This is a genomic window from Candidatus Limnocylindrales bacterium, assembly GCA_035571835.1.
Classification (GTDB): domain Bacteria; phylum Desulfobacterota; class Binatia; order UBA1149; family CAITLU01; genus DATNBU01.
The window spans coordinates 63182-78571 of sequence record DATNBU010000041.1 but is presented as its reverse complement, the minus strand read 5'-3'; the positions used below and the strand labels follow the sequence as shown (position 1 = coordinate 78571).

At 61.4% G+C, this 15390-nt stretch carries 12 protein-coding genes; 3 read left to right on the top strand and 9 right to left on the bottom strand.

Annotation, left to right across the window (positions count from 1 at the left end; genetic code table 11):
- Window positions 1-56 precede the first annotated feature (56 nt).
- Window positions 57-1142, bottom strand: coding sequence for a hypothetical protein (locus VN634_19640; protein ID HXC53110.1), 1086 nt, complete (start codon window positions 1140-1142; stop codon window positions 57-59).
- An 800-nt stretch (window positions 1143-1942) separates the two neighbouring features.
- On the opposite strand from VN634_19640, the gene VN634_19635 reads away from it, so the two are divergent.
- Window positions 1943-2788, top strand: coding sequence for a hypothetical protein (locus VN634_19635; protein ID HXC53109.1), 846 nt, complete (start codon window positions 1943-1945; stop codon window positions 2786-2788).
- On the top strand, window positions 2781-3089 hold the full coding sequence (locus tag VN634_19630) for a helix-turn-helix transcriptional regulator (protein HXC53108.1): 309 nt from the start codon (window positions 2781-2783) through the stop codon (window positions 3087-3089). Before VN634_19635 ends, VN634_19630 begins: the two co-directional genes overlap by 8 nt.
- 146 nt (window positions 3090-3235) lie before the next feature.
- On the opposite strand, the gene VN634_19625 is transcribed toward VN634_19630, so the two are convergent.
- The 3 genes from VN634_19625 to VN634_19615 all read right to left on the bottom strand — a co-directional run bounded on the left by VN634_19625 (window position 3236) and on the right by VN634_19615 (window position 8903).
- Window positions 3236-3550, bottom strand: coding sequence for an HNH endonuclease (locus VN634_19625; GenBank protein HXC53107.1), 315 nt, complete (start codon window positions 3548-3550; stop codon window positions 3236-3238).
- A 2844-nt stretch (window positions 3551-6394) separates the two neighbouring features.
- On the bottom strand, window positions 6395-6586 hold the full coding sequence (locus tag VN634_19620; protein ID HXC53106.1) for a hypothetical protein: 192 nt from the start codon (window positions 6584-6586) through the stop codon (window positions 6395-6397).
- An 802-nt stretch (window positions 6587-7388) separates the two neighbouring features.
- The gene (locus VN634_19615) at window positions 7389-8903 is read right to left on the bottom strand and encodes a choice-of-anchor Q domain-containing protein (protein ID HXC53105.1); all 1515 of its coding nucleotides are present in this window, start codon (window positions 8901-8903) and stop codon (window positions 7389-7391) included.
- Here VN634_19615 and VN634_19610 point away from each other — a divergent pair.
- On the top strand, window positions 8902-10920 hold the full coding sequence (locus tag VN634_19610; protein ID HXC53104.1) for a hypothetical protein: 2019 nt from the start codon (window positions 8902-8904) through the stop codon (window positions 10918-10920). The two genes, VN634_19615 and VN634_19610, sit on opposite strands and share 2 nt — an antisense overlap.
- A gap of 15 nt (window positions 10921-10935) precedes the next feature.
- Here VN634_19610 and VN634_19605 read toward each other — a convergent pair whose 3' ends face one another.
- From VN634_19605 to VN634_19585, 5 genes are all read right to left on the bottom strand, one after another.
- On the bottom strand, window positions 10936-11850 hold the full coding sequence (locus VN634_19605; GenBank protein HXC53103.1) for a hypothetical protein: 915 nt from the start codon (window positions 11848-11850) through the stop codon (window positions 10936-10938).
- A complete protein-coding gene (locus tag VN634_19600; protein HXC53102.1) occupies window positions 11847-12461 on the bottom strand; it encodes a hypothetical protein in 615 nt (204 codons plus the stop codon). Before VN634_19600 ends, VN634_19605 begins: the two co-directional genes overlap by 4 nt.
- A gap of 47 nt (window positions 12462-12508) precedes the next feature.
- Window positions 12509-13036 (bottom strand): hypothetical protein, encoded by a 528-nt coding sequence (locus VN634_19595; GenBank protein HXC53101.1) that lies wholly within the window; start codon window positions 13034-13036, stop codon window positions 12509-12511.
- A gap of 1064 nt (window positions 13037-14100) precedes the next feature.
- The gene (locus VN634_19590; protein ID HXC53100.1) at window positions 14101-14331 is read right to left on the bottom strand and encodes a hypothetical protein; all 231 of its coding nucleotides are present in this window, start codon (window positions 14329-14331) and stop codon (window positions 14101-14103) included.
- Window positions 14332-14470: 139 nt separating this feature from the next.
- On the bottom strand, window positions 14471-15361 hold the full coding sequence (locus VN634_19585) for an N-acetylmuramic acid 6-phosphate etherase (protein HXC53099.1): 891 nt from the start codon (window positions 15359-15361) through the stop codon (window positions 14471-14473).
- Window positions 15362-15390: the final 29 nt, after the last annotated feature.

Below are 15390 nucleotides of genomic sequence, written 5' to 3'. Positions count from 1 at the left end.
TGCGCCCGGTGGGGTGCGCGGCTCACGGGAGCACGCCCTGAATCTAGAGGCTAGGCTCAATCTGTTGTTGGTAGCACCCAATCGACCTGAAGGTCAAAGTTCTTGGCGATCGTCGCATAGCTCAACTCTGAGCTGACCATTCCAATCGAGCGCAGCCCCCGCTCCAGGTCGCTCTTAAACGTCCTCAGCAGATGATTGTTATGCGCTCCGCACTCGTCGATCAGATCTTTCGATGGGGCAGCGTACAGTGTTACAGGGCCCGCATCACCCGTTTCGGACACCTCGACCAAATAGAAGCGACCACGCAGTGATTGCACCAGAAAGGCCGATAAGGACCGGATAGAGATGGAGGTGGGTGGATCGTCGGAACGCGGGGCGACACGAAGCGAGATAAAATTCGCGCGAACCTTACCGCTCTTCCAAATATCCGACAGCGTCCATTCTCGACCCTGTTCCTCAAACTTGGTGAACCTGGATTCCTGCTCGTTGACTACCCTACCTACCCGTTCCGAAAAGTACTGGATGGATTCGACTAAAGACTCGCCTATCTCCATTTCCTCCCCATTCTCGCACTTGACGAAGGCAAGAAAGATCCCCAAAAGTTCCTTCTCAAAAAAAAAGATGCGTTCCGAGCGCCATTGCTGATATCCAAGCTCCGAGAAGACCGGGATCGCGATAATCCGATTGAATCTAAGCTTCTGAGTTTCCAGCAGGTACGGCAGCGCGCGTTGCTCGAAATAGCTTGACTCATCAAGCGAGAATACTCTGACCGGGAATCGTGTCGTGCCCCTTCCCGACCCTTCGCGGAGTGCATCTAACATCGCTCCAACTGCTCCCCATTCCGGGTAGCATACCGAATAGGACATCAGATCCATCGCGGTTGGGTAGGTTCGCCGAACCTGGAATATCTGTTCTCGCGGTTCCCAAGAGAAATACGTTACGGCTCGAAGTCCCGATGAGGTTTTTAGATCTTCACTCCCATTCGGAACGTCGCAAGCTCTGCAAAGATGATCGAACAAGTACTGCTGAAGTTCGAGAAGAAAATGGAAGATAGTGGGCCGCTCCGCGCGATCGGCAAAATTCCGCAGGTGCTTCTCGACACAGGCGTCGATCACTCGCTTGAAATCTGCGGCTTCAGTCATGAGAGTGTGCCTTTGCAAAGACTACCGCAGCTTGGCCAGGCTCATGTCGCCCCCGGCGCGTCGTGCTCAAAACAGCCTTCACTCCGACAGAGGGCCGCATTGCGGGAAATCGGCAGTTCGAGCGCTCTCGCCCGGAGTTTCCCGGATTCCCCAGCGAGATGACTGCGGGTTTCTATTCTGTCCCAGGAGCCACTGCGAATTTTCGTAGAACAAATCTCCCAGGTACCTGAAACCGTGACTGATTTTCTCGGCACCCCCCGGTTTTTGGTGACAAAATCCCCCGCGTTTTTGGTGACAAAATTCTCTCCGACCAGCGACCCGCCAAGTTCCCGAGACAGAGAGTTTCGGTTTCCGAATTCACTGCCGAGCCAACTCCTCTGAACACCAAATGTCTCTCCGCGGATTGGCCGCGCTGCCTCCCTACAGGAGCGGCGCGAATCCGCGTGATGTCGCGAGGCTTTGCGAGTTCGAGTTACCGAAGCTCAGCGCCCCTCTGTTAACCAGGGCGGCGACTGAGAAAGCCGTTCTTACGTCGACCAGGCAGAATTTCGCTCTCAGAGAGCCTCTCCGGGGAGAGAGTCGGCAGAGTGTTTAATAGAACCTGTTAACCACGCCGCGAATCCCGGAGCGCCTGGTTAACAGCCGGTGCAAAATCTCGGTGATCGCCGCAGACGGTGGCGTGACTATGAGCGACCGATGGCAACATCGCGCCCTATCGGTCCGCCTAACGTTCCCTTCCCGCCTAAGCTTTGGGTGAAAGGGCTTGACACGCTGTTCGCTATTTGTGTACAGAGTATGCCGTGGCTTGGGTGCTTTTCCAGCTCTCTCGAAGCCTTCACGGCGCGTACTTCTTATACACGCAGCACCCCGTCGTCGGAGCCATCCTGACGTCGCTACTCGGCACCGTAGTATTGGAGATTGGCAAACTCCTCCGGCGAGCTTGGATCAGAAGACGAACACTTCGAGCTTTCTATCCAGCATCGGCCGGGAGTAATGCAGTCGATCTAGCCCAACATGTAAAGGGTTTCTTCGAGTGGGTTAGGAAGTTCGACGAGCAACTTGAATCGATTGGTTCGCCGAATCAGTTTTCTGTCTGGCTCGCTCTACACGCAAGACAACTACGGATTGCACTGTCGGCACTTTTCCTTGTGGGCCTCCACTACCTCGCTCTATTCTGGCTGTTGCCGTTGGTGCTCCACCCGATCCGTGATGCCATCGACGTAATCTGCGTCGAGTACCTACTTATCGTCGGCTCACTCGAGTTATGGCAGATCGCGCGCGCCCCAGCCGATGAAATAGTTGTCCGCGTTCAGCAGTGGTGGACAAATCGTACTGGGCAGGCAAAGGCGTTGAACGATTGCCGTACACTTCTCCTCTTCGTAATGCCTTCGAGCAGAAGCATCGCGACCGTCCTGTCCCGACGTGATGAACATCTCGCACATCTGCAAGCAGTCCGCGATCTACTCCTCCCGTTGCGAGACAGCCCTCAAATCAATGCAGCAATCATTGATGCAGAGTGGGCAATCGAGCAGATCCGTTCGCACTGGCCAAATTCGTGCAGCAAGATGCTGTCACTTGACATTCCGGAATTAGCGCAGGTTACGTTGGAGGACGTGCCGGCAGAGGATGAACGTCGTAATGCGTGAGTTTTCGTCTCAGTTTCCGGTAGAGCTCCGGCAGATCGTCGGCGGACAGCTCGAAGCCGCCCGACGGCTGCGAGCGCTATCATTGCGGGTCGCCGCGGTGCAGCTCGGGATCTCCCATAGCTATCTTGCGCAGATTGAAAAGGGACAGCGGACGCTACCGATTGAAATTCTTTTTAAAGCGTCTCGCCTTTACAAAGTTAGCGTGGACGTACTCTTGGGGCGCGAGGATCTGCCCGGCAGCAATCAACCGAAAGCGCTATTGGCGTCGTTTGCGAAGTTCTTTCGCGCCGCTAGCGCGTGATTGAGCGAGGTCGACTAGCTGACACTCGGCGCCACGCAGTTAACCAGCACTCCGGCTGAGAGCACCGTATGGTGCCTCATCAGGCCGAATTCCGACTCGGCATCGAGAGCTTCGGCTGGTCAACAGGCGCTAGGACGCCGGTGCACCTAGATATCTGAACCCTTTGAGCGATTGCACTGCTCGCACAGAAGCTGGACGTTCCGTTCGGTGCCGCTGCCGCCTTTGATCACCGGAACGATATGGTCAAACTCCAGCTTGCTGTTGCATCCACACCGGACACATTTTCCTTGGTCGCGTTGCCAGACGAAAAGCCGTACCGAATCGGGAATTCGTTCGCGCCGTGCCCCGTCAACTCTCTCGACGTTTTGAAGCGCCTCAAGCTCGCGCCGCATCTTATCGAACCCTTTGTCGCGGCTAAGTACGACGTGCTTAATCTTTAACTTTGCTTCATCAAGTGACACGTCGCTTCCGTCGTCAACCAGCAACAAGTATCCCCGATACGCCCACGGTCCATCGATCGGCGATTCATCCTCGCCAAACGGTCGAGTTGGTTCTGAACTCGCAGGATCGTACCCAGGGCTCAATTTCAACAGTATAGTCCGCTTCTCCCGCGCTCTGCCGATGGTTAAAGGCGCTTGGTCTTGCCCTTCAGCGTCCTGGGTAATTCGTCCGTGTACTGAAACCTTCACGGATCTTCGCCCCTCTGCAAAGACTTCTCTCGCAGGAGAAGCCTGAGACTAGTTAAGATCTGCTATCGGTGCGCCATCGACCGGGTGGGCTGTATACTAGCGGAACGACCCTAGACGTCGCGGCCGCCGGCTGAACTACGCATCTCTCCGCGTCCGTCATATCGCCTAGCGGCCCGCATTCTATCTCGCGGCGTTGTAGTCGCGATGGAATTGATCAAGCCAGGTCTTGAAAACCCCTCGGTCCTCTATGTGAATCGCTTTCAGCGCTTCTTCGTACATTAGATTCTGATTAAATCTTGACCCACAGAAGTTGCACGCGAGCCATGTCGCGACCAACACAGCCACGTGCGTCCATTCTCGATTCATCAATGCAAGAATTGTAAGAACAACGCAGACCCAGCCGGCGAGTGTGATGAGGAGAGAAAACATACTCGCACCATGAGGAAACATTAGGCACGGCGCGTTGTTTACGATGTAGCCTCGGAGATGTTCGCTCGCTCGGCTGTGCTTCTGCAATATGGCAAGAGTCTGATTTGAAGGCAGCGAGAATTGATCAAGACTGAGTACGGACTTCATCCTACTGCGCGCTGAGTAGATCATGAGCAAACAAACCAGATTCGCGACCCAGATCAGACCGATCGCGATTGTTAAGTAGGTAGCCATTCCCTCTCCTCTGAATAAGAGCCTCGCCCCAGCGATCAGACCTTTCAACTCAACTTAACCCTTGTCCACGAGTCTCCTATGATGCTGCGCGTCGGCCGAGCTCGCTCTTACCATGGCGTAGTAGGTAATCGAGGGGCTCTAGCGAATCTTGCCGACATACGCTTGAGCCAATCCTCTAAAGTCTATCCCGGTCACATAGGTGTCATTTCATACCGGACACATCGGTAACACCTCCGCCGCGAATAAATTCTCTGCGGGTTCGACCCTTTCTCTCCCTGCGGATGAGCCGCGCCGCCTCCCCGCAAGGAGCGGCCCGAAACCTGCGCGATGTCGCGAGGGTTTGCGGGTTCGAGTGGCAGCGTCTCGACGCCCCGCTGTTAACCAAGGCAGCGGCTGAGAGAGCCGTTTTGATGACGACGAGGCCGAATTTCGCTCTCAGGACGCCTCTCCGGTGAGAGAGTCGGGGCAGCGGTTAACAGAATCTGTTAACCAACCGTCAATGAGTATGGCGAGTGGTTAACAGGCTCGGTACTCGAGCGATGGCTCGAGCCTAGGTCCTACCGGATCCAACCAGAAAACGCCGAGTTGCAGGACGTGTTGACGATGGAAGCGCCTACACCAAGCCGCGGTACCTCTAACTAACTGATTAATTCGAGTTCAGAGAGGACGTCGATTGACACAGCCAAATCAGAAGTGCACCTCTCGACATGACGCTTTAGCGTCATGTGTTTTTTTTGCAGATTGAGCACCGCAAGGAGGTTGCTCGTGGTGATCGAGGAGTAAGAAATGGAAACGCCACCGGGCCAGATCCGGTGCCGCCGAGCGTGACCTGGCTGCGGCACTTTCCCAAAAGGTCGTCAACCTGAAGGATACTCCGGATTGTTCCGGAGACATTGGAGCCGATGTGCTCTCAGACTGAGAAGCCTGCCCGCGGGAACGTGGCGCAGGCTTTTCTTTTGGATCACTTTACCCGCGCGTCACGCTCACGGGCGCCACAGGCTCAACTTCGGGGAGAGAATCGTGAGAGTGGACAACATTTGCTGTTAACCACGAAGTGGCAAGCGCATCTACTGGTTAACAGCCAGAAGCATTGGGCTCCCACACCGGCGCTCGTCGGAGTAATGAGTCCGTAGGATCCGAAATCCGGAGGCTCACTGATTTCCATTCGATCTCGTCGATGCCCGCGGCCGTGGGTGCGCGCGCATTGGTGTCATTCCGAGGATCGATCACCTGCAATGTAGAGAAGGCTAAAGCGTGCAGGACCGTGCGCAGCGTCGACGGACGCCTCTCGGTCGAGCATCAGCCAGCGGGCGGCTGATCGACACCGGTTGCGCGGAACGCTTCGAGGATTTCCGATCAAGTTTTCGAGGCGCCAGCTGCGGCCGGTGGACGACCAGCCGCGGAATTGGGTATCGCTCGGACTTCGCTTAAGCGCACCTCTATGTATCACCCAATGCGGTAGCTCGATCTCATTTTTCCGACGCTGCCGACTCTGTCAGGTGCGCGCCGCGCTCGACAAGTCAAAACGACGACAGCTAAGAAACACCCACGCACCGCTGAGCTGCGCTTTCCCGCCCCGGATCGAACGGAGGACGTCATGAGGCAATCCTCTCACGCAAACCTGTTCTGCCGTGCTCTCTCACTCACGCTCCTCCTTGCCGCCGCGCTCGTTGCGCGCGCAGCCCAAGCCGACCCGTGCCGGCCAGCCGGCCAGCCATGTCTGAGCAACAAGAGCTGCTGCAGCCGGACATGCGTCGGCGCCGGCCCGCCGGGCTCTCAATCGTTCGGTACGTGCTGTACGCCGACGACGTGCGCCGCGCAGGGCAAAAACTGCGGCAGCATTCCCAACGGGACTTGTCCTGACACGCTGGATTGCGGCACCTGTACGTTCCCGGAGACCTGTGGGGCGGAGACGCCGAACGTCTGCGGCTGTACGCCGACGACGTGTGCGGCTCAGGGGAAAACCTGCGGCACGATTTCCAACGGCTGTGGCGGACGCCTGAGCTGCGGCAGCTGCGCCGTACCCGATACGTGCGGAGGTGGTGGTACGCCGAACGTCTGCGGCTGCACGCCGCTGACGTGCGACGACGTCGGGGCGACCTGCGGAACGATCGCGAACGGCTGCGGAGGGACAGTTGACTGCACGACTCAGTGTTCCGACGACTCCGACTGCAGTGCAACGCAGCGATGCATCACTCCCAGGAGCAAGTGCGAGGACAGGCTCAGCCTGAGTCGCGGGTGCCGGGCGGACGACGATTGCCTGTCCGGATGCTGCTGCGTCCTGAATGACGCCGAGAACTGTGTTACCGGCGTAGGTCTCGGATTCTGCGACACGCTTTCTGACTGCACGACCGCATCCCGGGCGGGCGCTGCTGTCTTCAGTCTCGCGCAGTGCCCGGGTACGGCGTGCCAAAGCGACGATGACTGCAACACGGCTACCGAGAGCGACAAGTGCGGTGCCGTTGAGTCGCAGTTCTGCAGTGGAGGCGTCTGTCGCATGAAGCAAGAGCTCGATTCCCCTTGTTCGTCTACCTCCGCGTGCGGTGGTGGGGATGAGTTCGTGGACGGAGACTGGCCGCCCGAGTGTTGCTGTTCCACAGCGACTTCGACTGGCGTGTGCAGCACGCAGGACAAGTGCATCCGGATCTCCGGTGGCACATGCGAATGCGGCGATCCTGACCAGTTTGGCGGCGTATGTCTGGGGTCCCCGTGCGACGAGGACTCCGACTGCAATCTCGACGAACAGTTCTGCACGTCAGGGGCGTGTCGACCGAAGCAGGTCGCCGACTCGGCATGCTCGTTCAGCTCCCAGTGCCTGGGTCCGGCGGGGCTGCCGCGAGGTGGTTGCTGCTGCGATACGGGCGGCGCGGTGGCGCAGTGCAAGGACTTCGAGCTCCACTGCGAAGGGACGTGTCTGCCATGACCGTCGTGAGCGGACCTTAGAGCGTCACGGAACGTACTCGTCGGCACCGATGTCGCACTGACTGCCTTGCGGCCGCACCTCACCGTCGAAGTCCTCGGCCGGTGAAGCCGCGCACGAGACCGCGTCGATCGCGGGAGAGTCCGCCCGCAGATGCAGGTCCGAATTTGCGCTCTGAAAGCGCGGGTCCACGTTGAGAATATTGTTGTTCACGATGGTGACGTCCTCGGATGCCCCCGAGGCCGGCCCCTGGATCCCGTTCCCTCGCGTCAGGTTCACAGGGGCGCCGAAGTAGCTTACCGCCAGCACATCCCCACCGGCGTTCCCGTAGATGATGTCGTTGGTGGACACGAACTCGATCTGCGCAGGCTGATACCCGAAGTTGCCTGCTTCCACGACGAGCGCGGGAATGCGACCGGAGTTGTGGCTCACGCTGTTGTTGACCGACGTAGCGCGAAGATGGCCGGGCACATGCTGGTATCCGCCGGCACCGTCCGGCACGGCGTTCGGACCCGCGATGGCGAAAAGTGCCGTTCCCCAGTCGATGCTCGTGTTGTTCACGAAAACACTGTTTTCGAGCTGCAGATCCAGTTCGCCGCCACGCACGTCGACGTCGACAGTCCCACCCCTGTTCTCCTGGAAGGTAAGCCGCGAGAGCAGAACCGTAGAGGTGGTTTCCGTCTTCTGTCGTACAGCAACCAACAGGGCAGAGATGGCTCCCGTTCCGTTGTTTTTCGAGAATACCGTCCGTTCGACATTGATGTTGGGCATCAATGCGCTGTCATCGAGAACGAAGAGGCCGCCTGCGGTAGACGCCCTGTTCTTGGAGAAAACGCTGTCTGCGACCGTCACCGTCATGCTCGCATCGCCGGAGGCGATCAGTGCCGCGCCACCGCCCAACGGACTCCTGTTTTTCACGAACGAGACGTGATCGATGACGACGCCGACCGAGGCGTTCCCGCTCGCGAGGACGAACAACCCGCCGCCGTACGCGCTGTACGTGTTGTCGCCGTACGCGTTGACGAGGTCGGAGCGGTGTCCGTACCGGGTCTTCTGAATCGTCAGGTCGCGAAGCGCGACGGTACCGGAATTGGTGCCGTCGTAGGTGAACGCCAGGCCTCGATCATGCCGAGGCTCGATCACGGTAGCGTCGTTCGGATCGGACACGCCGTCATCCCACCCGCCGGAGATCTCTATGTCGCCCGCATTGATCACGGAGTTGCTTTCGGTGTAGGTGCCGGGCGCGACTTGCACCGAGTCTCCGGAGACGGCGACGTCCAGCGCCCGCCCCACCGTTTTGCAGGGACTCGCGGCCAGCGTGCATGCATTGGCGTCGTCTCCGGCCGAAGCGGAGACATACAGCGTTCCGGCGGCAGCCGCGTTGCAGACGAGTACGACAAGCGCGAGCGCGCGAGCGAGAATGATCATGGTCCCTCCATCAAATTTCGGACGAAGCTGAGGTCCCCGGTCACGGACCGGACCGGGCGAGTGTGGCATTCCTCCACTCCCTATTGCAAAGGAGGAAGCGCCGAGCCCGCCCATGCCTGAAGACCCGCGCCCCCGCCGCCTGACCACCATCGTCGCCCTCGACGTCGCCGGCTACTCCGCGCGAACCGAAGCCGACGAAGACGCCACCACTGCCGAAGTCGCGGCACTGCGCAGCGTAATCGAAAGCATCGCCGCCCCGCGCGGCGGCCGCATCTTCAACAGCGCCGGCGACGGCTTCATGCTCGAGTTCGGGTCGAGCGTGGCCGCGGTCGAAGTCGCGTTCGCGCTGGCCGCGCAGTGCGTGCCGAAGGTGCGCGTCGGCGTGCATCTCGGCGACGTCGTGGTCCAGCCGGGCGGCGACCTGCTCGGCCACGGCGTCAATGTTGCGGCCCGCCTCATGGCTCGCAGCGATCCCGGCTCCGCGCTCGTCTCGGCCGACGTGCGGCGCACGATCCGGGGCCCGCTTGCCGAACGCCTCGTCTCGCGCGGCGATCTTCAGCTCGACAAGATGTCCGAGACGATCGAGGCCTTTGCGCTTACCGCTGTGGGAGCCGCGGTGTCGGCCGCTGCGCCGAGAAACCGCGAGCCGCTGCTTGCCGTGCTCCCGTTCGACAACCTTTCGGACGACCGCGAGATGCAGTTCTTCTCCGACGGCGTCTCCGAAGACATCATCCAGCGCCTGGCGCGCGGCGCCAGCATGAAAGTGATCGGCCGGACTTCGAGCTTTCAGTTCCGCGGCGCCGACAAGACTGCGCGCAAGGTCGCCGACGAGCTCAGGTGCACGCACATCCTCGACGGCTCGATCCGGCGCGCCGGCGGGCGCGTGCGCATTTCGGCGAACCTCGTCGAAGCCGCTTCGCAAACGATCCTGTGGTCGGAGCGCTACGACCGGAGCCTCGAGGACGTGTTCGCCGTGCAGGACGAGATCTCCGAGGAGATCGCGGCCGCGCTAGACCGCACCTTCACGAGCTTTTCGACCAAAGCGATCGATCCGGCGGTCTACGACCTCTACCTGCGGGCCAGCCCTCACTCGTTCTCACCCGACGAGCTGCGCACCAACGTCGGCCTCCTCGACATCGCCACGCAGCGCGCGCCGCACTTCGCGGAGGCCTGGGGCCGGCTCGCGTACCTGCGCGCGTGGCTGCGCTTCTACCAGCCGTTCGCCGAACGCGCGGCGAACGCCGACCTCGTTGCGCGCGAATGCGACCGCGCTCTCACGCTCGATCCGCAGAACGAAGATGCTCTCGTCGCGCGGCTGTTTACGATCGCGCCGTTCGGACGTTTCGGCGAGCACGTGCCGATCGTCGAGCGCATCCGGCGCACGCCCGGTGTCGGAGCCGGCCGAATTTTTCTCGGCTGGTACATCCGCAACGTCGGCCTGGTTCGCGAGAGCCTCGAAGAGACCGAGCGAGCCTATCGGCTCGACGCGCGAAATCCGGGCTGGGGCAACATGATCGCGCTGGCGAGAATGGCCGCCGGACGCGTCGCGGAAGCCGTGCCCGATCTCGAAGACCTGATGAAACGCGTGCCGGAGATGAGTTTCCCCGTCGCGAATCTGCTGCGGGCCAAAGCGTTTCTCGGGGACTGGGCGGCGGTCGATCGCATTCTCGACCCGGCGGCGAACTTTCCGCTGCGCGAATTCCAGGACGGCGTCACGTTCATCCAGGCCAAGCGCGATCCGACGCCGGAGCGCATCGGCGGCATACGGCGCGCGCTCGAGGAGCATTTCCAAAGGACCGGCGGCGTCGATGTCTCGCGCCTCGTGTACGCGGCGCACCTCGGCCTCGTCGACGAGGCTTACCGCATCGCCGAGGGCGCTCGTCTCGGGCCGCGCGGAGCGGCCGACGACATCATGGGCCCCGACGGCTACCGCACCGCCCTGCTCTTTCACGCCGGCATGCCCGAGCTGCGGAGTGATCCGCGCTTCGTGCCGCTTTGCGCGCGGCTCGGCCTCGTCGAGTTCTGGTTATCGAGCGGACAGTGGCCGGACTGCGCCGGCGAGGTGCCCTACGACTTCAAGGCCGAATGCGAGAAGGCGCGAGATATTCCAGTCGAAGCCTTCGAGTTCTGAGACGATCGCCGCGGGCTATCCCGCGACGCGTCCGCCAAAGAATGAGCCGACGAGCAGCGGCCCGGTAAAATCCGCAAAGCACAGGAACACGAACACCAGCACGTACGCGAGCCGAAGCCTGCGCCGTTCGGCCGGGCACTGCGCGAAACCCATGACGGCCAGGACGATTCCGAAGTGCGACACCTGCGCCAGCAGGTACGTCGGCAGCACGAACAGAAAGAGCAGATAGTGCCGGTAGCGCGCGAACCAGCGCGGACGCGGCAGCAGAAACGACAATCCTACTGCGGCCTCGAGAGTAAGAACGAAGTAGCCGAGCACCAAGGCGACCGCACGCAGCCTGTCGCTCGTGATGAGCGTGACACTCTCGACGGCCGACGGCATTGCGGTGAGCGCATTCTTCAGCTGAGTGTTCGCGAGCAGATCCTTCGCGTCGAGACCTCCGAGAGTCATCGCGACGCTGCGGAAGCGCTCGTCCCACAGGATCAGCCCGTGCATGAAGGCGCCGTCCCAGTATTCGCCACGCAGAGCCTTCTGCGTCGCAGCGAGCGCAAACGTAAGGCCGATCAGCAGGCGGCCGTGGCGGGCGAGCAGGCTCTCGGCTTCGTCATCCGGGAAGCCGACGGCGAGACAGCACGCGAGCAGCCAGTAGAAGTCGAGAAACCGGTTGTTCTCGGACGCCGGCCAGCGGGCAACCAGGCCGTAACCGACGGCAGCCACGACGACGGCCCAGGCCCAGCGGCTCACGAGAACGCGCGGGCTCAGCAGCATCAGCACCGCCATTACCGCGGCGAGAAGACTGATCGGATGCCATGCGAAGAAGATGCGCGTCGTCGCGAGCAGGAACAGGGCCGTCAGGCGCAGTGTCGTTCGCCCGTGCGGCTGCGCGAGCAAATCGTCCGCAACGGCGGAGACCGCGGACGGAGCGTTCACCTCGCGAGGTCTGCCTCGCCGGCCTCTCCGATCGGCATCGCCGTGAAGCGCGCCTCTCTGCCGTCGAAAGCAAGCCTCCACACACGTGCGCGCGCATGCACGAGCACGAGGTCGGACGATGCGCGGGCATCCGGGCCCGTCATCAAAGGTTCGATCTTCGCGATCGCGCCGGCATCCGCGTCTCGAAAGCGAACCCGCTCGAGAAGGCCAGCGTTCTCGACGGCAGCGAGAGCCTGCCGCGGTGCCGCGCCGCCGCGGCGCGAGGATCGCAGCGCGTACTCTGCAAGCGACGTAAGAGACTCGCGGTCCGGCTGGGCCAGAAGCCTCTCGCGAGCGAAAAGTCCCGTCGCGCCGAAACGCTGCGGGATCCAGCTCGAGAGATAGTGCTTGCCCGAGGCATCGTCCGCTTCGATCGACAACGCCTGGGGCCATGGCCGGTACGTCGTAGAGAACATTGCGAACCCGCCGCCGAACCACGGATTGAGATCGGCGGTAAGGGTCTGGTGAAGATGCACGATCGCAACTGCGACGAACAGAACGGGCGGAGCCCAGCGGGCAACTCCGCGACTCGCGTGCGAGCTCAGCCGGCTATCTGGCCGGCTGAGCTGCACTTCGGGATCCCTGGATAAGGCTGATGAGCTTCAGCATCCGCCAAGGCTCAGAACGCACAAGTCATCTGTCCCTCGAGCGAAACGCAGCCGCCGAAGCAGCACGGCATAATGGTGCAGTCCTGGCCCGGGAATGCGCACACCGGCGGCATCGTCGTCGATGTGGTTGACGTCGTCGTCGTCGACGACGTGCTCGAGGTGCTCGTCGAAGACGTCGTCGAGCTCGTGCTGGAAGTCGTCGAGCTTGTCGTGGACGTCGTCGTCGTCGTGGTCGTCGTGCCCGACTCGCACTGGAAGTTCACGCAGGTGAAGCCGGGTCCGCATTCGCTGCAGTCGAGCGGACGTCCGCAATTGTCCGTGCCGGATCCGCATTGACGCCCGAGCTCGGCGCAATCCTGCGGCGCACAGCATTCCCCGAACTTGTCCTCGGGATGAATGCGCGTGCAGACGCCGCTGCTGCAGCTCTTGCTCACGTGGCACATCGCGCCGTTCGGCTTGCCGCGGGCAATCGCGCTGTCGGGAAGGACGAACGACACAGTCAGCAGAAACGTGATGCCGACGATTGCTCTCATGCTCATGGGGAACTCCTCCTCGCCCCTGCTACGCCGCGGCATTCTTCCGCTGCGGCACACGTCGCAGGATTTTGCAGGGACGATGGCCGAAAAGCGAGGCCAACGGGCTTGTGTAGCGTCACTGTCTTTTATCTTTGGCTCGATGAGGGTTGGTCCAGCCTGCCCTTCTGATCCAGCGCGTGACGCGCCCGCGTCGTAAAAACTTTTGGCGCGAATGATTGCCTTGTCCGGGCCTCCGGTGGTTGTACGGTCATTCCGGCTTCCCCCGATCGATCGCTCGCGACGATCCCGCCCGCGGCCCGCAGCAAATATCACCCGAATGGCGCAGCTCTCGTGTCGGCAACTCTCGTGTCGGCAGCTCTCGTGTCGGCAGCTCTCGTGTCGCAGCTCTCGTGTCGGATGATCTCGCGCACCAAGCGTGTGCAGCGATTCGCACGAGACGTCAGAATCATATTTCCCAAAGATCTTGTCGGACTTCCTGAGCCGTGAAACTGTGCGAGTGAGCCTCAGTCACAAGGGTGAAGAATTTCGCTCTTACTCAAATCTTCCGTCGCAGGGGGTTCCATGAAGACAGCAACAACGGCTTCGCTGCTGATGATCATTTTGTGTGCAACCGTGGGTGTTGCCGGCCCTGCGGGGAGACCAGGTGGTGCGACCTGCGCCGTCGACAGAGTCTGCAGCAGCAACCTGTGCTTGAAACGGAACCCGTCCGACAGACTCGGAACCTGCTGCGGCGCGCAAAGCTGTGCGCAGCAAGGACTGCAGTGCGGCAGCGCGAGCAACGGCTGCGGTACACCGATCGATTGCGGAGTATGCGGGCCAGGGGACCTTTGCATCGAGAATCAGTGCGTGACCGTGACGACAACGTTGCCGCCGCCGACGACGACCACCACCATCAGCATCACCACGACGACGATTCCTTGCTCGGACGCGACCTGCGGCTCATCGCCGCTGTGCAATCCGGAGCTCGGGTGTTATCGGAACCAGACCACGGAGACGACCTGTGGGGAGTGCGTCTTCAACAGCCTCTGCTTGTTTCCATGCACCGACAGCCAGGACTGCGGCTCAGGTCAGGTCTGCATCATCAACACGTGTTGCGGTGCTTCCGGCGTCTGCGCAGACCTCTGCGAGCCGTCGTCGATCACCACAACGACGGTGCCAGGGATAACCACAACCACGATGCCGGGGATAACCACAACCACGATGCCGGGGATCACCACCACCACCGTGCCGGGAATAACCACGACCACGGAGCCGAGGATAACCACGACGAGCATTACCACGACGACAATGCCGGGCATTACAACGACCACCATTCCATAGCGCGCGACAGAGACCGCCAGTGCGGCGAGGAATGACGTCAGCGGCGCGATTTATTTGAAGCGACGCTTGCAGACTCGTGCCACCGCGACGAGGAGTGCTGGTTCGCGCGATCTCGCGTCAGCGTTGTTGCGACTTCGCCTGCTCGATCGCCGCACGGAGTTTCCCGCCCGCGGCCCGCAGCAATGCCGAGCCTTCGTCGCGGCTTCGGCCATGAGCAATCAGCACGGCCAGCTTGATGTTGCTGCCCGCCTTTTCGAGAGCGTCCGCGGCAACCGGATCTTCGACACCGGCCGCCCGCGCGACGATCCTCACCGCACGATCGCGCAGCTTTCGGTTCGACAGCCGCATATCGATCATCAGACCCATGTCGGCCCGCCCGAGTCGCAGCATCACCGCAGTCGAAAAAAGATTGAGCGCGATCTTCTGCGCCGTTCCGGCCTTCATCCGCGTCGAGCCGCCAATGACCTCAGCGCCCGTGTCGAGCAGGATCGGATGATCGACCGCTTCGAGTAGCGGCGTGCCCGCGTTGTTCGCAAGCCCGACAGTCAATGCGCCTGCGGCTGCCGCCGTTCGAACAGCGGCGAGTGTATAGGCGGTGCGCCCGCTGGCAGCGACGCCGATCACCACATCGTGCGAGGTCGGTGCAAGATTGCGCATCGCCGCGTCGGCAGCCTCTGCGTCATCTTCCGCGCCTTCGACGCTCGAGCGCAGCGCATCCCAACCTCCGGCCAGCAGATACGCCACGCGGTCCCAATCAAAGGTAGGCCCGAGCTCCACTCCGTCCTGCACCGCAATGCGCCCGGACGTGCCCGCACCGACGTAGATGAGCCGCCCTTCGGCGCCGCTGAGGCGGATTGCTGCCTGTTCGGCCGCTTCGACGATCCTTGCGGCCTGCGACTGCACGGCTGCAACAGCGGCGAGCTGGTCTTCGACCATCGCGTGCACCGCGTCACCGGTCGTCCACAGATCGAGATCGGCAAATCGCGCGCTGATATCTTCGGTCGGCAAGTCAGCGTCTCCCCAGTGAAGGTTGCCTT